At 60.3% G+C, this 17,739-nt stretch carries 13 protein-coding genes and 2 pseudogenes; 6 read left to right on the forward strand and 9 right to left on the reverse strand.

Annotated features, from left to right (window positions below):
* Positions 1 to 8 precede the first annotated feature (8 nt).
* The 3 genes and pseudogenes from NKI22_RS29975 to NKI22_RS29985 all read left to right on the forward strand — a co-directional run.
* The gene (locus NKI22_RS29975; protein ID WP_352484251.1) at positions 9 to 1,289 is read left to right on the forward strand and encodes a glycosyltransferase family 4 protein; all 1,281 of its coding nucleotides are present in this window, start codon (positions 9 to 11) and stop codon (positions 1,287 to 1,289) included.
* The gene (locus NKI22_RS29980; RefSeq protein WP_352484252.1) at positions 1,280 to 2,614 is read left to right on the forward strand and encodes a lipopolysaccharide biosynthesis protein; all 1,335 of its coding nucleotides are present in this window, start codon (positions 1,280 to 1,282) and stop codon (positions 2,612 to 2,614) included. The genes NKI22_RS29975 and NKI22_RS29980 overlap by 10 nt, the downstream gene beginning before the upstream one ends.
* Positions 2,615 to 2,627: 13 nt before the next feature.
* Positions 2,628 to 3,593: pseudogene (locus tag NKI22_RS29985) on the forward strand (acyltransferase family protein); the annotation flags it as partial.
* A 144-nt stretch (positions 3,594 to 3,737) separates the two neighbouring features.
* Here the strand turns inward: NKI22_RS29985 and NKI22_RS29990 are convergent.
* The 6 genes from NKI22_RS29990 to NKI22_RS30015 all read right to left on the reverse strand — a co-directional run bounded on the left by NKI22_RS29990 (position 3,738) and on the right by NKI22_RS30015 (position 12,093).
* Positions 3,738 to 4,589, reverse strand: coding sequence for a class I SAM-dependent methyltransferase (locus tag NKI22_RS29990; RefSeq protein ID WP_352484253.1), 852 nt, complete (start codon positions 4,587 to 4,589; stop codon positions 3,738 to 3,740).
* Positions 4,590 to 4,930: 341 nt separating this feature from the next.
* A complete protein-coding gene (locus NKI22_RS29995) occupies positions 4,931 to 5,149 on the reverse strand; it encodes a hypothetical protein (RefSeq protein ID WP_352484254.1) in 219 nt (72 codons plus the stop codon).
* A 644-nt stretch (positions 5,150 to 5,793) separates the two neighbouring features.
* Positions 5,794 to 6,792 carry a carboxylate--amine ligase gene (locus NKI22_RS30000; RefSeq protein WP_352911123.1) on the reverse strand — a complete coding sequence of 333 codons (999 nt, stop codon included), beginning with the start codon at positions 6,790 to 6,792 and terminating at the stop codon, positions 5,794 to 5,796.
* Between the two features lie 265 nt (positions 6,793 to 7,057).
* Positions 7,058 to 8,413 carry an NAD(P)-binding domain-containing protein gene (locus tag NKI22_RS30005; RefSeq protein ID WP_352484256.1) on the reverse strand — a complete coding sequence of 452 codons (1,356 nt, stop codon included), beginning with the start codon at positions 8,411 to 8,413 and terminating at the stop codon, positions 7,058 to 7,060.
* 60 nt (positions 8,414 to 8,473) lie between these two features.
* On the reverse strand, positions 8,474 to 9,763 hold the full coding sequence (locus tag NKI22_RS30010) for a GNAT family N-acetyltransferase (protein WP_352484257.1): 1,290 nt from the start codon (positions 9,761 to 9,763) through the stop codon (positions 8,474 to 8,476).
* A gap of 365 nt (positions 9,764 to 10,128) precedes the next feature.
* A complete protein-coding gene (locus tag NKI22_RS30015; RefSeq protein ID WP_352915801.1) occupies positions 10,129 to 12,093 on the reverse strand; it encodes a polysaccharide biosynthesis/export family protein in 1,965 nt (654 codons plus the stop codon).
* 200 nt (positions 12,094 to 12,293) lie between these two features.
* Here NKI22_RS30015 and NKI22_RS30020 point away from each other — a divergent pair, with 200 nt between their 5' ends.
* From NKI22_RS30020 to NKI22_RS30030, 3 genes are all read left to right on the forward strand, one after another.
* Entirely contained in the window at positions 12,294 to 12,461 is a 168-nt protein-coding gene (locus NKI22_RS30020) for a hypothetical protein (protein ID WP_352484259.1), read from the forward strand.
* A 252-nt stretch (positions 12,462 to 12,713) separates the two neighbouring features.
* Positions 12,714 to 12,995, forward strand: coding sequence for a hypothetical protein (locus NKI22_RS30025; RefSeq protein ID WP_352484260.1), 282 nt, complete (start codon positions 12,714 to 12,716; stop codon positions 12,993 to 12,995).
* A gap of 319 nt (positions 12,996 to 13,314) precedes the next feature.
* Positions 13,315 to 14,148, forward strand: a complete 834-nt coding sequence (locus tag NKI22_RS30030) for a LuxR C-terminal-related transcriptional regulator (protein WP_352484261.1) — start codon at positions 13,315 to 13,317, stop codon at positions 14,146 to 14,148.
* Between the two features lie 1,236 nt (positions 14,149 to 15,384).
* Here the strand turns inward: NKI22_RS30030 and NKI22_RS30035 are convergent.
* From NKI22_RS30035 to NKI22_RS30045, 3 genes and pseudogenes are all read right to left on the reverse strand, one after another.
* Positions 15,385 to 15,573 (reverse strand): hypothetical protein, encoded by a 189-nt coding sequence (locus NKI22_RS30035; protein ID WP_352484262.1) that lies wholly within the window; start codon positions 15,571 to 15,573, stop codon positions 15,385 to 15,387.
* A 303-nt stretch (positions 15,574 to 15,876) separates the two neighbouring features.
* Positions 15,877 to 16,629, reverse strand: a complete 753-nt coding sequence (locus NKI22_RS30040; RefSeq protein ID WP_352484263.1) for a LuxR C-terminal-related transcriptional regulator — start codon at positions 16,627 to 16,629, stop codon at positions 15,877 to 15,879.
* A gap of 923 nt (positions 16,630 to 17,552) precedes the next feature.
* A pseudogene (locus NKI22_RS30045) lies at positions 17,553 to 17,739 on the reverse strand (IS110 family transposase); the annotation flags it as partial.

Consider the following 17,739-nt stretch of genomic DNA (forward strand, 5'->3'; position numbering starts at 1 on the left):
GCTCAACCATGCGCATCCTGCTACTGTCGCAGTTCTATCCTCCGGTGATCGGGGGAGAGGAGCGGCACGTCCGCAACCTCGGCGCGGCGTTGGCGCAGCGGGGCCATCATGTCAGCGTCGGGACCTTGCGGCATCCCGGATCGCCCGAAACCGAGCAGGACGGCGCGGTCCGCGTGCACCGCCTGCGCGGCACGCTCCAGCGTCTGTCAGGCCTTCACACCGATCCCGAGCGCCGCCACGCACCACCTTTCCCGGATCCCGAACTGGTGCTAGCCCTGAAGCGGCTGGTCGCCCAGGAGAGGCCGGACATCGTCCACGCCCATAACTGGATCTATGCGTCCTTCCTGCCGGTCAAAGTTCTCAGTGGGGCACGCCTCGTGGTCACGCTGCACGATTACGGTCTTGTCTGCGCCAAGAAGAACTTCATGCACCTGGGCACCCATCTCTGCAGTGGCCCAGCACCGGCCAAGTGCTTACCTTGCGCTATTGTGCATTACGGAGCGGTGAAGGGAGCCGCGACAACGTTGAGCAACTGGGTGTCGAGCTTCGCCGCTCAGCGCCTGGTGGACCGCTTCATCCCGGTGAGCCACGCGGTGGCGCATCACACCGGACTCACCCAAGGCCGCGCCAGCTATGAGATCATCCCCAACTTCGTGCCCGACGATGTCGGGGTGCTTGGCCCGGAAGATCCCTGCCTGCGGCAGGAGCTGCCTGCGAATGGATTCATCCTGTTCGTCGGCGACATGATGCGCCTCAAGGGCATCGGCGTTCTCCTGCAAGCCTATGCCAGCCTGGAGCGGGCGCCACCGCTGGTCCTCATTGGGCGCCGGGTCGCCGATACGCCTACCGAGTTTCCGCCGAACGTCCGCGTCTTCAATACGTGGCCGCATTCAGCCATCATGCATGCATGGCGGCGCTCACTGTTCGGCGTGCTTCCATCGGTCGGACCCGAAGCCTGCGCGACGGTGATCATGGAAGCGATGGCGTCGGGCAAGGCAGTCGTCGCAACCGACGTCGGCGGCATGCCGGATATGGTCGATCATGGCCAAACAGGGCTTCTCGTGCCGCCTGGTGACACGCATGCGCTGGCCCACGCGATGCAAACACTTGTGGACGACCGCGCCCTGCTGGCCCGCCTGGAGGCGACAAGCCTCGCCAGGGTGGGGCGCCTCAAGGCCGGAGTGGTTGTGACCCGGATCGAGCAGGTCTACTGGGATATCCTGCGTCCAGCCGCCAGCAGGTCCGCGGTGCCGGCGCACCAAGACTCGGAAGAGCCATCATGCCGGTAGATCTCGCCGTGACTGCACTTATTCGCGTGCGCCGAGTGCTTCAAAAGAACGCTACGCTCGCCACGAATTCCGGTGCTCTGGCGATCGGAACAATGGCAGCGGCCGGTCTTGGGTTTATCTATTGGTGGCTCGCCGCCCGACTGTTTCCCCCGGAGGTGATCGGCAAGACCTCTGCCCTTCTGTCCGTGATGGGGCTCGTCGGTCTGTTGGGGGAGGCCGGGCTCGGCACCCTGCTGATGGGCGAAATCGTTCGGCACCCCGGCAAGGAGCGCGGCCTCGTGGCCGCGGCAGCGTCCGTCGGGGTGGCATTGGCGGCTGGCTTCGCCTTGCTGTTTGTCTTCGGAGAGGCGTATTTCAACAGCTCGTCCGGGCCGATTGACGGATGGTTCGGGGGCGTCGCGTTCGTCCTCGGCTGCTGCCTGACCGTTTTCAGCGCGGTGGCCGATCAGGCGCTCGTCGGCAACTTGCGCAGCACCGACAGGATGATCCGGCAAGTGCTGTTCTCCACATTCAAGCTGGTGCTCATCGCCGCCGCAGCAGCAGCTGGCTACGCCTCCAACGCCGCGATTCTTCTGACCTGGGTGGCCGGTATGCTGGCGTCCTGGATCGGTGTCGATCTCTTGACCCGGGGCGGGACGCGTCACCTGGTTGGGGCCCCCGATTTTCCGTTGCTGTCTACGCTCCGCCGCAAGGTCTTCGACCACTACGCGCTTGATGTGGCCTTGCAGGCCCCTGCGGTCATCATGCCGTACCTTGTGCTGATTCTCCTGTCGCCGGCCATCAATGCCGCCTTTGTATCGTTGTGGATGCTGGTATTCATGGCCTCGATCATTCCCGCAGCCATGGCTACGGCCCTGTTCCCCGTAGTCAGAGCAAGCCCGAAACGATTTAGGCACAACATCCTTTTGTGCCTCGTGGCGTCATTGCTCTTCTCAGTGGTCTGCGCCGCCTTCGTCTTCACATATTCTCAGGAGGTCCTTGCGGTCTTTAATCCCGCCTATCCTGAGATCGCTGGTTCGAGCCTGCGCTTTCTCGGCTTTAGCTTGCTGGGATCAACGCTCAAATTTCATGCCTGCACGCTGGCGCGGCTGAGCAATACGATGCGCAAGGCGTCTCGCTGGTTCGCGCTTGGCGGAATACTGGAACTGTGCTTCGTCGTCGCTGGGGCGAAGCTTGATGGACTTCAAGGCCTGGTCCTAGGCTGGACGCTCGCCCTCAGCATCGAGGGTGCATATGCGGCCCTGATTTTGGCCTTCGCCATGAAACTGGATTCTGCCGCCGGCCGCGCGCACGACCGACCGACCCCGTCGCCGCTCCAGACTTGAGGAGACACCGACCATGGCGCAGGATTATCGACCGCAGTTGGATGGCCTACGGGCCATCGCGATCGGACTAGTCGGCGTAGAGCACTTCGGCGGGTCGTGGGTCACAATGCGCTTCCCCATCGGGGCGGGTGCGCTGGGGGTCGAACTGTTCTTCGTCCTGAGTGGCTTCCTGATCACGCGCAACTTGCTGTTCAGACTAGAGCAAGCCCCTGCAGGCGAAGTCATCCGCAGGTTCTTCATCGGCCGCGCGGTTCGGCTAATGCCGGCCTACTATCTAACCCTGCTCGTGCTGTTCGTGCTGGGCGTGCCCGAGGTTCACGACTTCATTCCCTGGCATCTCAGCTACACGAGCAATTACCTCGCGGCGACCGGAGGCCCACTCCTTGTGTTCTGGTCACTGGCCGTGGAGGAGCAGTTCTACCTGATGCTGCCGGTGCTGTTGCTCATCTCCGGTCGCAATGCGATGAGGGTGGGGCTGTTCCTGATCGCGACCGGATTCCTGTTGCGTAACATTGTCCTAACGACGCCGATTGACCCGTTCGCCTTTGAGCTGTCGATCTTCGGAAAGTTCGAGATCCTGGGCATCGGCGTGCTGATCGGCGCTCTGTCCTATGCCGCGTCGCGTGGCGGCCGACGCCTCGTCGCCGGGTGGGACTTTGGGATCCTTGCGCTGGCCTGCCTGCTGTTCCAGGCCGTGGCTTGGTACGTCTACGGCAACGGCATCCTGCGTCACGTGACCTTCAACGCGAGTGTGGGGACCTTCTTTGCCTGGGTGGTTTTGCGGGCCGATGCCGGGCTGCCGGGCCCGCTAGCGTTCTTCAGCGGGTTCGCGTTCGTCCGCTTCATCGGCAAGATCAGCTACGGCATCTATCTCACCCACGCGTTCTTCCCGAGGATCTTCGAGTCGAGCGCCGTGATCGAACGGATGGGATCCGTCCCGGTCTGGGCTCAGGGCATCTGCGTCCTGGTCCTGAGCGTCGCGGTGCCAGCGACCTCGTGGTACGTGATGGAGTTGCCGCTACTCCAGCTCAAGGAACGCCTGTTGGACGGGGGTCCCGCCCAGGTGCGGATGAGGCCGACGGGCAAGGCCCTAGAGGTCCTGGCCGCGCCCGCACCAGCGCTGTTATTTGGTGGCGACTGCCGTGATTCCCATCAGGACGCCGGCCAATTGATTGCGCCGCAACCGAGCCGGAAGCCATTGCAGAGCCCGCTCGATGCCGTGCAGGAGTCGGTAGGGCGGCTTGACGAGCCAATATCCGGTGACCACCAGCGGGAACTCGATCCGGCGAAAGCCCGCCTGGAGCGTCAGCGTGCGCAATGAACGGTAGTCGTATTCCCGCATGTGCATGCCCGTCGCCACCTCGTCGAAAAACACCGAGATATCGTGCGGCCCCGTGACGCCACTCGGGGTCGTGCACACATAGTGCCCGCCGGGCCTGAGCACCCGGTGGATCTCCCGGAGCTGGGCCTCGGCGTCCTCCACGTGCAGGTGCTCCATGAGCTGGTCCGAATGGGCCAGATCGACGGAGTTGTCCGCGAGTGGGATATCGACCCCGCCCGTCTTCAGGAAGCGGAAATTGGTCGGAGCGGCGGCGAAATCCACCAAGGCGTCCGTGACATCGAGGCCCAGCACCTCACGAGTGTTCCCGGATAGCGCGAACGGCAGCGAGGCGTCACCGCAGCCGATCTCAAGGTACACTTCGCCGCGTCCCATTAAAGGCTTGAGGGCCCTGACCTGTTTCGCGACCCGGTTAGGGCGCGAGCCGACGGCGGCTTTTTGCGGATGGTCCGGCAGGCTGTTGAACAGTTCCGAATACACCTCGGCATAGATTCGGGAGCGCTCGTCGCGGGAGGCGGCCCGCAGCCGATCCGCGAGCCGGCGTTCCAGTTCGTAGTGCGCGACCAGGCGCTCAGGCGGCCGTGTGTCCTTGCAGCGCCGCTGGATCGCGACATAGTCAGGCTTCAGCTTTGTCAACACACGCCCCCCTTTGATCTGGCCGCTTCCTGGGGCCGAGTCTGATGAGACCCTGGCGACCGGCTGGCGATGTCCACCCGGCAGCTGAGCGGCCCAGCGCAAAGGGCCCTAGGGAAGCCTCGGCCCGACAGTTGAAGTCCTGGGCCAGCCCCGAGCGTCTCCGTGCAGAACAATCACCTTGCTGACCAATTATGCCGGGCATCAATTCGGCCGATCCTCTCTACTCCCTCACCACGCGGGAGGGTTCGACATCGTTGGGGTTGGACGCGGCCGGCAAGCTCTCGCTGGTCGGCGACGAGTTGAGGCGGTCAACGACGCCGAACAGGGTTCCGGTTGGCACGTCAGGCGCCTTGCTGAGGTTTCTTGGGGCGCTCAGCACTGGTGGGGAGGGCAGGGACGACGCTCCGCTCGACCAACGCCACGGCCGACGCATCCGGTCCCGACACGATCGCGCGGGAGGGTTCGGCCATGGCTTGAACCAGTCGTTCTTGCCAGCTGTCGATAGCAGCAGACACCTTCTGCGCCACGGCTCCGGAGACATCCTGGACCTTCTGCGCCACGGCTCCCCTGCGTCGGGCCGCCTGTCACGAGGGAGTGATGGGCTCGGAATTGTATTTTGCATCCATGGCCAGGGCATGTGGCTTTCACTTTCAAGGGTGGCCATCGGTGGCCATCCCGTCCCGATCTGGTCGGGCACAGGTCGACGAGCAAGGCTCTGCCGTATCGTGACCCTTCACCGCCAGCGGCACAACTATCCCTTTGTGGGCACTCCTTCCGGATAAGGCACCGCCTTGTATGCAGCCGACGGCGCGAGCGCAGTCTATTTTCTTGGCCGGCGTTCGGGACGTGCAATGAAACCGAAGGACATCATTGCCTATTACAGGTCGCGCAGCGATAGTCGTCTCTGAAGAAACGCTTGAGCTCCCATTCAAGCGCGTTGCCAATCTGCGCCGGTCTTGACGAACGTCCGGATCAAAGCACGCAAAAGCTCTGCGAGCCAACGCAGGAGCAGGCCGAATGTTGTAATTGGCAGCGGCGAGCCTGCGCGCCATCGCGATGGGACTCGCCAGCGTCGAGGACTTAGGCGGGCCGTCGTGCCGCGCGTGCAACGAACTATCCCGCGGCCTTCAGCGGATGCCCACGTTTGAGCGCTCTTGCCGATCGCCTCTTTGTTGACCCGCGAGTCGGAATAATGCTGAGCCAATCAGCACCTTAACTCTGATTGTTCTTTTCGGTACGTTGATATCGGTTCAGTTTTTAAAGGCCGCCAGATCACACGGCGCAGCGTTTCTTTCGCGGCTTTCGCTGACTCCAGTAGCGCCGGACCTGGATCGTCCCAGCGCCAGTAGGCGTTGTGAATCCGATGACTCGGTGGATAGAAACAGCCGGCGCCAAGGAGCCGGGCCGAGATGAAATCCCTGAATTCATCGCGCCAGACGTGCGTCGGATCAAGCTCTAATGGTGGGTGTGGCTGCCCGGCGGCGTCGCAATAGCCGACATGACAGAGATTGACGCCACAGAGGGCGGAGATCTCCACCTGCCCATCGATCCGGCCAACGGTTGGCTCAACAAATCGAAATACACCGTCACGCTGGTCGCGCTTGAATTCCATGCTGGCGAATCCGTTTGTCAAACCGATTGATCGGAAGAAACGGATTGTCAGATCCTCCAATTCCTCGGCGACTTCCGGCGCCGCCCAGCAACTAGCGGTTACGCCGATTTGAGGTGGCCAGGAACGGCCTTTGCGGCCTGTAAAGGCGACCGAAGCACCCGGGCGCAGATAGCACAGGCAAAAGTAGATGGAGTCATTCGACCCCTCAATCCACTCCTGAACAATCACCTCCCCCACCGCGTCCAGCACTCGCTCGCAGAGCAACCGAGCATCGGCTTGGGTTTCGATGCGATAGGCCTTCTTGAACGAGCCATCATACGCCGGGGAACGGCTGTTTGGCTTCACGCACAACGGAGGCCGAAGGTCACGCAGGCCAATCAAGTCACCATGGTTCTGCGCCAAGAGGGTTCTTGGCACCGGAAAGCCACCGCGCTCGGCCAAACGAAAAAATGGCTCCTTCAGCGTTAAGTCGACCAGCAGTTCGTGGAGTGGGAGTTGGAAGCTGAACCAGGGAGCCACACGGTCACGGTACCGTGACACAGTCAAAAGTGGACGGTCATCGGCAAATATTATCACACCTTTCTGAGGCATTATTTCTCGCAATCTAACTAGTTCCTCCACGAATTCTTCGCCGTTAAATGTCGAAACAATAACTCTTTGGGCATACCGCGATACAGCTGACACATCATACCTTGTCTCAACTACTACAATCGGCCGAAGTCCCGCTTGAGCCAAGCTGCGTACAGCGGACAGGCCGTTTATTCCTCCTCCTAAGACCACGGGTGTCGGTGCGCCATCGGCTGCTAGAGTGTGTTGCCGCGGATTTATCACGTGACTAGGCATAATAGCCCCAATCCTAGCGAGAAGACTGACTTCCCTTGATTGGTTCAAGGCGAGCGTCCACATTTCCGGCTGAAGTTGTCGGCACAGTGGGCCGATGCTGCCCCGCTCGCCAGGGCCTAGGGCGCAGGCTCGCTAGGTGCCTTGATATCGTGCGAGAGGTGAAGCCGGTGCCAAACACGAAACGCATGACCGGTCCAAACGTCGTAGTCGATACATGCCCGACGAAATACAATCCCGGGATGGACGACTCGAAATTCGTGGACAGCCTGGGAGTTTTTCCGACAAGACGCAGCTGTTCGACAACTGAAGAGCTTAAGAAAGGAAAACGACGCACGTCGGCCTTATATCCCGTCGCCGCGATTACATGATCTGCCTCGACGACGTGAGCGTTGCCGTCCATGGAGAGTAGTTTCAATTGTACTCCGTGCTCTGATAATCTCACCTCTCGCGGCGAGCGTCCCACAAGCAAAGGAATGGTTGCTGCCCGATCTTTCATTGACTCCCCTCCGGACGGCGAGGGAAACTTTTCTGCCATTTCAAGTCGATAGTACTCGGGGAAATACCGAAAGAGCCAAGGCCAGTCTGCGAATAGTCGATGTGTCCAACCCGGGCCGATTCCAGAAACGGGATGTGCCAGGCGGCGTAGCACCGGGTGCGAGCCTGAGCCTCCCCACCGACCACTGTAAATGATGGCCGGCTTGCGCGAGATAAGCTGAACGTTGACCCGCGCTTCGTTCAAGAGCACCGCTATATCAATTGCGGATGCTCCGCTTCCGAGTACCGCGACGCGCTGCCCCCCGAATCTTTGTAGGTCGTGAATGTCAGCGGCATGCGACAGCTTATCGCTGGGCAGTCGGGACAACAGCTCGGGGATATGGCGGAAATAGGTCAGGCCTGTTGCAATCACCACCTTCCGGGTCCTGAAGGATAGCCCGCTCTTCATGCGAAGATCGAATCCTTCTGGAGCCGGAACCAAGGAAACGAGTTCCTCGTCTTCCACGTCCGGCACGCAGCGTTTTTGGAACGCCAACCCGTAGGCGGAGAATATTTCCAGCGGAATTGGAAGATCCAGATGGTCATAGGGACTGCCGTGCTCAAGGCAGAATTGCCGAAGAGTAAAAGCATGCTCGGGATCAGAAAGGTTTGATGCAAAGCCAGCTGACTTGAGCAGCATGCCTTTCGGCATCTTGCTTTTCCAACTCTCCATGGGGCTGCCGATTATCCGGCAGTCAATACCCAGTCCGCGCAAGTGTGCGGCTACCGACAGTCCATACGGGCCAGCACCGACAATGGTCACATCGCACATCGTATACAAAGCGCACCTCCCGTTGATTCTCGCCTGCCGAAGGTCCGCACCCGCCGACCACATATCCAAGAACCTGCTAACAATACTGACATTGAGTGGCGGGGTCCTTTTTTGGCCGATGCCTCAAGCCGCGGCCTGTTTCATCTGGGCAACAATGCTCCCCAGCACCCGCTTGGCACCGCGCAGCTTGGCTTCAATGCGGCGCTCTGGATTGTCTCTGCCTATTGCGATCCACTTCATGGGATGCTCCGCATTGGCCAGGCGGGACTTGTGCCCGGAGAAGCCTGCCAGAAAATCGTAGCCGCGCTCCCCGCGTCGGATGCTGTCCTCAATAGCCAGAACATGGCTGATAAGCCCGGGCTTGAGCCGGCCGTCGCGCTCATACAGAAAGCCGCTTTGGTAGTTGTAAACACGGCCGTCATGCACGAAATTGTACAGGACCCCAATTGTCTGGTCCCCAGCCAACGTCCGTGAGATGCGGACCGTCCCGCTGGGAGCTCCGCGTGCAATGAGCTCCTCGTGAAATCGACGGAAGCTCGGATTGGCAAAAGCCCCCTTGCGTCCCCACCGCGCCTGATGAAGCTCGGCGAGCAAATCAAACGCGGCGAGCGCCTCCGATGTCATTTCCATAGTCCGGAACGCAATGGGGCCGCGTTCCGCATATAGTCGCATGGCACGGCTTACCGCCTGTCGAGTATTGCTGCCCAATGTGGCGCGGTAATTTCCGCCTTTCTGGCGGACTTCGGCGAAATCGATCCACCGTGCCGTCTCTTCTGCTTTCACCTCGGTAAGGAGCCCGGCTCGGTCCGCAATGCGACAAGCGGCCAACTCGAAGTCCGGTTCAATTCCGGAGAGCACCAGTTGGTCAGAGTGGTGCAAGTGATGCGCCAAGGCCTCGACGCATGCCACTCGAGTGGCATCGGCCAGGGATCGCTCCGCAAGAATATCATTGTACTCGATGAACAATCGATCGAAACGAACATCTCCAGTTTCATTGAGCAGCCAACGCGCCCGCGCATGCCGCCCGAAACTCCACGCCCTCCGCCGGCAAATAATCGCCAATCCAACGATCCTGCTTGACGTCCGAGCGATTAGAACATGTGGTTGCGCGCCCCCCGGCAGATGCCGCAGCCAAGTTCCGATCCAGAGCCAGGACAGATAGAACGAGTGAGTTGCTCGCGCTTCGAGCTCTCTCCAAACGGTCTCGAGTCTCGCGATGTCCGGCAAGGCCTCCACGGTAACGTCGATGACAGTATCCTGGCGCATGGCTTGTTCTACTGAAGCCACACGATAGGGTTCCGCACCGATGGCTGAGACATCAAGAGGTCCTGACATACAGCCATCTTCCTGATCCTTTGCGCCTTGCGGCGGGAATGCCAGGAGTATCCTCGCTGCGAGCTGCTGTTCGTCCATGGAGCACTCGGGGTTTTCCTGTTCGGTGAAGACTTCATGTCGCTGGAAGGGAAGACTTGCGAGCGCCGGAAGCGTATCCGCCTAGCGCAAATATCCGCTCGAGCGTGCGCGCCGTCGTGACGAAAATTCCGAAATCTTTGACCAATCCCGCTTGATACGCACCTGTGTCCCGTTCGATGTTATCTCACTGCACCTTGCCAATGATCCGAACTCCTGAGGGGAGGCGGACATGCTCGTTTCCTGAAGCGGCTCAAGCTGTCGGCGAGGGGTCGTTTCGGGCTTCCCACTTCGTCCCGACGAGTTCATCCACACAGACCGGTGATGCAGACCAATCTCCTTGCCGGGCATCAATTCGGACCGATCCTCTACTCCCTCACCACGCGGGAAAGCTCGACATCGTTGGGGTTGGACGCGGCCGGCAAGCTCTCGCTGGTCGGCGACGAGGTCGGGACCGGCGAACCGGCCGGCTCTCGTGGCCCGTTTTCGCCCACGATGATGTTGACGAGGTCACCTGGCTGCAACAGGGTCATCCCGACGGACTCAATGCTGACCGGCCCGGCTGCCGATTGCCGCACGATTTGATAGGTTGCGCTGTTCGCGTCCTTAGCAAACTGGACGCGGGTCACCGGCAACGTGTACAGGACGCCTTCGCTGACGTTCAACTCGCGCACATTGGCCTCGATCTGGCTTTCCACGGTCTCGATCTCGACCTCCATATCGTCCCTGAGGTCGGCCCGGGTCCGCAACACCTCAGACTCCAGCGAAGCGAGGCGCTGCTTGGCGCTCGCGTACTGGTTGAGGGCGTCCTGCCGACGCTGTTCCGCGTCGGACAACTCACTCTGGATCTGATCCATTACCGTCATGCTAAGAACTTTGCGGTCCACCAGCGTGCGCATGCTGTTGACGCGCTCCTGGCGCAGCTTGACGAGTTTGTCGAGCGACTCCATGCGCCCATAAGCGACAACATCTTGCTTGGCCGCCTCCAGCGCACGCAGGTTCGCGCGCTCGCGATCCTTGCGGGCCGTGGCGACGGCCTTGCGCCGGTCGCTCTGGTCGTTGACCAGGTTAGCCGCTTCCGTCGCGCCGGCCAGTTCCAGCAACTGGCGCGGGATAGCGGGTGCCGTACCGTCGCGCTCGGCCTTCAGCACCGCCGCGCGCGCGAGCAACTTCAACATGGCATCGATCGCCCCGCTCCGCTTCTGGGTCTCACGCACGGCTTCGATCTTCTGCCACGGCTCGCTCTCCGCCCGGTCGAGTCCGCCGGCCAGCGCGATCGCGTGCAGGATCGTCATGCCGGGCGCGTACTTGAACGAGCCTGGATTCTTGACCGGCCCCAGCACGTAAATGGGCGGGCGCTCCAGCGGCAGGATGTTGACCAGCCCCTTGCGGCCCAGCAGTTGATTGAAGATCTCCGCCAGGTCGGCCTGTACCTGTTGCGTCGACCGGTTGGCGACCGGAATGGAGCCAAGCAAGGGCACGGAAATTGTGCCGTCCTCTTGGACAATATATTCGCCGCTCAGTTCCGGACGCTGCAGGATGCCGTGCAAGGCCGAGGACGCGCCCCCCCACTTGTCTTCCTCGACGTCGACGCGCTCGTAGAATGCGACCTTGAGGCGGTCGCCGACGCCGAACAGGGCTCCGGTTGGCATGCCTGGCGCCGTGCTGAGGGTTTTGGGGCGCTCGGCACTGGTGGGGACGGCAGGGACGACGGTCCGCTCGACCAACGCGGCGGCCGATGCATCCTGTCCCATGCTGAGGGTTTTGGGGGGCTCGGCACTAGTGGGGACCGCAGGGGCTGCGCTCCGTTCGACCGGCGCCACCGCCGACGTATCCGGTCCCGACACGATCGCGCGGGCGCGGGAGGGTTCGATCGTGGCGTGGACCGGTTGTTCTTGCCAGCTATCGATAGCAGCAGACACCTTCTGCACCACGGTTCCGGAGACATCCTCGACGTTCCGCACCACGGCTGCGGAGGCGTCCTTGACCTTCTGCCCCATGGCTGCCGAGGCATCTTCGACCTTCTCCATTACGGCTCGGGAGGTATCTTCGACCTTCTGTATCACGGTTCCGGAGGCATCCTCGACCTTCCGCATCACGGTTCCGGAGACATCCTCGACCTTCTGCGCCACGGCTACCGAGGCATCCTCGACCTTCTGCGCCACGGCTCTGGAGACAACCTCGATGGGTTCCCAGTTTCTGACCGCTCCCGCTCCCAGGACGGCGACCCCGGAGACCCCCAAGACAAGCAGGACGGCCTTCATTCCCCTGCGGCGGGCCGCCTGTGACGAGGGAGTGACGGGCTCGGAATTGTGTTCTGCATCCATGGCCATGGCGCGTGGCTTTCACTTTTATTGGTGGCCAGCCCGTCCCGAACTGGCGAGCATCGGTCGACGAGGAAGGCTCTGCCTTATCGTGACCCTTCACCGCCAGCGGCACAACTGTCCCTTTGTTGGCACTCCTTCCGGATAAACACCCCCTCCGGCGAACCCGTCCAATGAGCAGATTGCTGCGCTGAAGGAGAACCTCTTTGATGGCAAACGGGACAAAGGCGATCGAACGCAACGAAGAGCAGGAAAAAGTGGTCCGACGCGGCGTCTCGAACCCTCTGCGGCCCCAACATGCGTTCGCAGAATGGCTGGGCTCCAACTTCGTCGTCCAGGCCCTGGAGAACGAGCCGATCACGATCTCCGGCTCCTAGTCGCAAACCCGATCATTCTGCTATGTCAATGACCGATCGACGGCTTGACTCGCCTGATGAATGAAGAGGCGACCTCGACGAAGCCGCAATCTTGGCAACCCTATCAAGATAGCAATAGCAGAACTGGCCCGCCTCATCATTTCTCGCCGGATCTCACCAGGCTCGAATTTCGGCCTCAGCCACGGGACTTCCCCGGCAGCGCCGCTGCCCCGATATGGGCCGCCCCAGGGGCCGCGCCAGGCAACTCCTGTATTGCTCACCGCAGGTGCAACGCAAGGAGCGGCTCGGCAGACCATCGCCCATTTCGATGCCCGGAAGGTATCCGTGCTGTTGTGCGCGCTGCGGCTCATCGCGCTGGCCCACACCCAGTCGCCACGCCAGCTGTGGCACGTTGCTCCTCAAGCTGGTGAAGCTCGGGCGCTGGTCAGGATCAGCGCGCGCCGCGTCAAGATCGCCTTCTTCCCGGCCTGCGCCGTCATCCCAAAATCGCGGCTGGTCGCGGCGCGGCCCCTGGCCCGCGGTTCTCCCGCCTGAGACGCCGCGTCGCCCCGCGCCAGACCGGCGGCACCCCCCACGCCCCAGGGAGACCAAGCCCGACAACTCTCGCAGTCCGCGCATGCGGCGCCACGATGGTGCTGGCTGCCGCCCGGAGCGGCTGAAACCCGGGGCTCGCACTCCTCACCAAGACCTCAGGCTTGAGAATCCGGGGTACCCCTCGACGAAGCTACCCTACGCCTAAAGAGGGTGTTCTTGTCTAGGGTTTTCCTAGCGTAAGGTAACACGGTCAAAAAAGAAACTTGCGAGGAGCGCCTTGCGAGACGCGCGTACCTCAATCGCGTCAGGGGAGGCTATGATGACAACGAAATCCTTGGTGACCACAAAGTCTTTTATGACAGTGCTTGTCAGCCAAAGCGAGTTACTCCGAGAGGGCCTTGTTCTAATTCTCGATGCAGCAAAGTTTCGCATTCTTTTCTCTGCGGCTTGTGTTCACGACCTTCTGCAGAAGCCCCTACCCAAGCACCGGTCCATCTTGCTCATCATGGATCTCGACGGTACTGATGCGGGTGCTGGATTCGCACAAATTTCAGAATTTAAAGGGATCTATCCGACCAGCCATGTCGTTGCGCTAGCCGATCACTGTCGACCGAACGATATAGTTTCAGCCCTTCGTGCGGGAGCTGACGCGTATTTGACAAAAGTTGCCGCTCACGACACCTTCATCAAAGCTCTCGAATTGGTTATGCTAGGTCAGACGGTGCTACCTGCAGAAACTTCGACGTTTATTCAAGACATAAGACATGGTCTGAAACATGATGCGGTACATGAGTTTACGAATGTGGCTGTTACAATGGAGAACACTGATCGAGAACCATCAATGTTGTCAACTCGGGAAGATTGTATTATACGTTGCTTGATCGGAGGGGAATCTAACAAAACAATCGCGCGCAAGATTAACATCGCCGAGGCTACGGTGAAGGTGCACGTGAAGGCCATCCTTCGAAAGATTCGGGTCGGCAACCGCACCCAGGCTGCAGTTTGGGCGATGAACCATGGTATGCTCACGTCCGCTCCTGGCACTGGCCCGTCAGGGACCGAAAGGACGGTAACTCAGCCTTCTCCCCATCCGCAAGAGCTACTTGAAGCACAAAAGGAGTACCACCTTGTCAAGAACACTCATCCGATGTGACCGCCTCCGCGTCTTGACAATATCACCTTCGGGCTGCTGACCTGTACGCTGCATTAGCTGCCGCACGAAGGAGACCCCGGTCGACCGATGCGACGAGCTACCAGTACATTAAATCCCGATGCTGAAAACCGCAATTTTGAGATGGTCTCAGGTCCCGCAACCACACCTTTCTACGATGCACTTTCCAAAGCTACGCCCTGATACGAGGTTGCGCGATCAAGAACGGGTAGGTTCAAATCACCCCCGGCGATGGTAGCGTAAGGAGGGTGCAGTAGAGACGGGATCGCAACGGGGCGCTGCGCTGGACCCCGCCAACGGGACCACGACCGGCCTTTTGTGATTGCCGTGGCGGATTTCGAAGACAGCCACTTCCCCGCCCACAGCCGATCGATAAAGCAGCGGCTGACGGATGCAAGATCACGGGTTCATCCCGACGTGGTGTTAATCCAGGCCAGGTTCGACACCCATCAGGACCACCGGGAGGTTCAACCAACTGACCTGGAACGTCTTCCGCGATCAGCGAGATTGCGCGCAATGGAATGCCGGGCACCGAGCATTTCGCCGAGGCTTTCACGCTCCGGAAGGCCAAAATTCTTTAGCAGTTTGCACACAAAAAAACCAATGGGGAGACCATCGAAAAATCGAGTGGGCCTTGAACTCACCGGGCGATCTGCTAACTAATTCGTCTACAGCGGTCCGGCAAGTAGACATCTACAAGGAAAGACAGTACAGAACTAACCATGCAAGCCGCCCGTTTTTACTTTCCATTTTGAAGTTGAGGGATTCATCAAAGTGGGCATGACAAAAATTGCTCCTGGATTTTCGTTCAAGAAAGCCCGGATCGGAACGGTCGAGGCGGGGAATCCGGGGTTCTGGTGTGGAAATGGGACCAACTGGTAGCGGTCCTTACTCAGATCGACGAGGAAGCCTACTCCACGCAGGGCAAATGGTTCCTCGAGACAGGCTTCGGGCTGCTGAGCGGGCAGCACAAGAATTTCGATACGATCGAAGAAGCCGTAAGATGGGTGGCCAGGCACACTTTCCCTGACACTGCAGATGGATCCGCGGATTCAGCGGCAGGAAGTTAACCCGAATCGCGGTCAGCTTCCGAGCTGGCGGAAGTCGCGCATGTCCCTTTCAAGCGGTCGTCCTCCAGGCCTTCGTGTGCCGCCGTATGTGCAGGTCCCACCGAAGCCTTTCGGCGGGACCTAGGCTTGTTTGTCAGACACCGTCGCCTTATTTGGTCCGCAACCGAAGTGAGATCGTGCTCATCACCGCCAGCGCACCGTCGGCGGCCGCTATCATCTTCATGACAGCCGCCTCGTCGCGGGTGTAGCTGACGACGAGAGCGCGATGAGCACTCCACGCCTGAATGCCCTGCAGGAACACGGGACGGTATGTCCAGCCGGCTTGCCGTTGGGTCAAGCGCCGAGAGCTTCTGCGGCCGCATGCGGACCACTGCCTCTGACACCGCGCCCTTGGAACAGCTTTCCAGAGGACTGCAGAGCAAGTTCATCGCGACGAAACCGGGCGCTTCGGAGCACCCCGCCAAGATTCCTTACAGCATACAATCAGAAAGCTCGGGGCAACGAACCCCACCGGGGCGGGGGCCGCTGTATCTCGGGCGGCTCCCGGATGCCATTCACTGCAACGGAGATCCCCCGACTTTCAATAAGACGGCGCGCCGGGATTCATTCGAGGCTGGCCGTCTTATTGCTTGGGAACGCTTCAGGAAGACTTCATTCTCGCAAAGAGATCGTTGACCTTGTAGGCGACTTCCGTGCGGTTGGTCGCCTTCAGCTTCTTCATGATGTTTCGGATGTGGACCTTCACGGTGCTTTCTCGCAGGTTCAGTTCGTAGGCGATGATCTTGTTCGCTTTTCCGCGCCGGAGCGCCTGGGCGACCTCGGCCTGCCTAAGCGTGAACATGCCTTTCAAAGGCTGGGTGTCGCGGCTGTCCGACCCTATCAGGTGGCGCATGCAAAGGACACTGCTCGCAGTGACGAAGATGCCTCCCGCTGCCGCAAGGTTTATAGCCTCGACACAGACATCGATTCCGACCGAGGTCGGAATGTAGCCGCGTGCGCCGCATTCGAGAGCGGTCAGTATGTGTGCAAGATCTTCGGTGTCGGCCAGGATAACCACAGGAACTGATTTGAATTCGGACGAAATATGCCGAATCTCGTCTGCGATCCCATGATCGGTGACCTTCCGGCCGCCAAGGTTGAAGAGTATGGCTGCGAGGGGAGGGACCGAGCCCTTCTTCACGCGCCATTCATCGATCGAACCCATGGCCGCGATTTCCATGCCGAGTTCGTGGTCCGCGAGGGCAAGTGCGAGACACTCGCCGTCCAGGGCCCTTCCGTCCAGGACGAGGAGGCTTCCTTTGCCTGCTTGGCCGTGGACGCTTTTCGTTCCGCTGGACAGGACTCCTGGCCGATCGGTCGAAGTGTAATTATGCCGCCCTGCTGTGGAACCCATGCCAATCCCCAATCTTTCGGATATAAGCCGCGTTGCGGCTGCCAAAACCCCCTCATTCTTCGCAATCTGAAAGCTTGAATACGCTGCCGTGTGTTTGAGTGCGCTTGTGATTGAGCACCCCGCCCTTGTGAAAGCCTGAGGCTCACCCAGCAGTTTTCAGCAGTTCTTCGCCCCTAGCCGAGAACAGCTTGTGCAGCCTATCGTCTATTTATAAGCGTTCTCTAACATAAGTTAATTTTTAGAAAATTTCGCGTCGACGGTCGCCTGGGGGCATGTGTTCAGACCGCGTCACCCCGCCTTGAAGCTCCCGCGAGTTCGATCGTGACGCGCGGCACCGGCGAGATTCAATCTCTTTGGCCATGTGCCAACCGTTGAAATGATTCCCGACCGCTTAAGGAATGCCAAGGAGTGGGATAGCTCTGCGAGGTTGACTAACCGGGTAGGCGATGATGCCATTCTCAGGATGGGACCGCTCAGCCAAACCCCAAGCCCAGCAGCCATTCGAGGGAGGATCGGTAGTTCCCCGCGATTGTGGACGAGAATTCCTGAAGGTGGATATTGGCATGACCAGGGCGCAGTTCGTGGCATCCGTTGCCAAGCGCTTTAGGTCCGAGAACACCCGGCTGTATCTGCCGCAGTTTATGGGCAGCTTACACGCATTTCGGCAGCACCTTCTCCTCATGCGATAGGCCATGGTGCCGTCGATCATGATAAGCGGGCCTTTGCCGCTGCCCTCGTCAAGATAAACCGCGGCCCCGCCAGGTCAGCCGCGCACTAGCAGCCCGGAAAACATCGTGTGGAACTGGCTCCAGCGACAGCGCACTGTCGTCTTCCAGCAGAAATTTTGCTGATGCCCTATGCGCTGGCGCCCAGCACCGCGCCGCAGGGGCGACGCGAAAGCCCCGCTAGAGTATCCGTCTTGGTCAAGGAAGGGATGGCGACCATTTCCGGTCGTCCCTGATGAGGGCGTTAGCGAGAACGACGAGCTTTCTCATGATGGCGGTTAAGGCGAGTTTTGCAGGTTTTCCGCCGTCTCGGAGGTCTTGGTATTTTGTCTTGAGTGACTGATTGAAACGGACCGCGACGAGGGCTGGCATGTAGAGCGCCTGC

Origin of the sequence: Mesorhizobium sp. M0778 (assembly GCF_040320105.1) — a bacterium.
Lineage (GTDB): Bacteria > Pseudomonadota > Alphaproteobacteria > Rhizobiales > Rhizobiaceae > Mesorhizobium.

Coding starts and splice junctions, on each gene's coding strand:
- NKI22_RS30040 (WP_352484263.1), bottom strand. CDS start 16,629: ATGGGTTCCACAGCAGGGCGGCATAATTACACTTCGACCGATCGGCCA.
- NKI22_RS30010 (WP_352484257.1), bottom strand. CDS start 9,763: ATGGACGAACAGCAGCTCGCAGCGAGGATACTCCTGGCATTCCCGCCG.
- NKI22_RS29975 (WP_352484251.1), top strand. CDS start 9: ATGCGCATCCTGCTACTGTCGCAGTTCTATCCTCCGGTGATCGGGGGA.
- NKI22_RS30015 (WP_352915801.1), bottom strand. CDS start 12,093: ATGGCCATGGATGCAGAACACAATTCCGAGCCCGTCACTCCCTCGTCA.
- NKI22_RS30000 (WP_352911123.1), bottom strand. CDS start 6,792: ATGCCTCAGAAAGGTGTGATAATATTTGCCGATGACCGTCCACTTTTG.
- NKI22_RS30030 (WP_352484261.1), top strand. CDS start 13,315: ATGACAACGAAATCCTTGGTGACCACAAAGTCTTTTATGACAGTGCTT.
- NKI22_RS30020 (WP_352484259.1), top strand. CDS start 12,294: ATGGCAAACGGGACAAAGGCGATCGAACGCAACGAAGAGCAGGAAAAA.
- NKI22_RS30005 (WP_352484256.1), bottom strand. CDS start 8,413: ATGTGGTCGGCGGGTGCGGACCTTCGGCAGGCGAGAATCAACGGGAGG.
- NKI22_RS29980 (WP_352484252.1), top strand. CDS start 1,280: ATGCCGGTAGATCTCGCCGTGACTGCACTTATTCGCGTGCGCCGAGTG.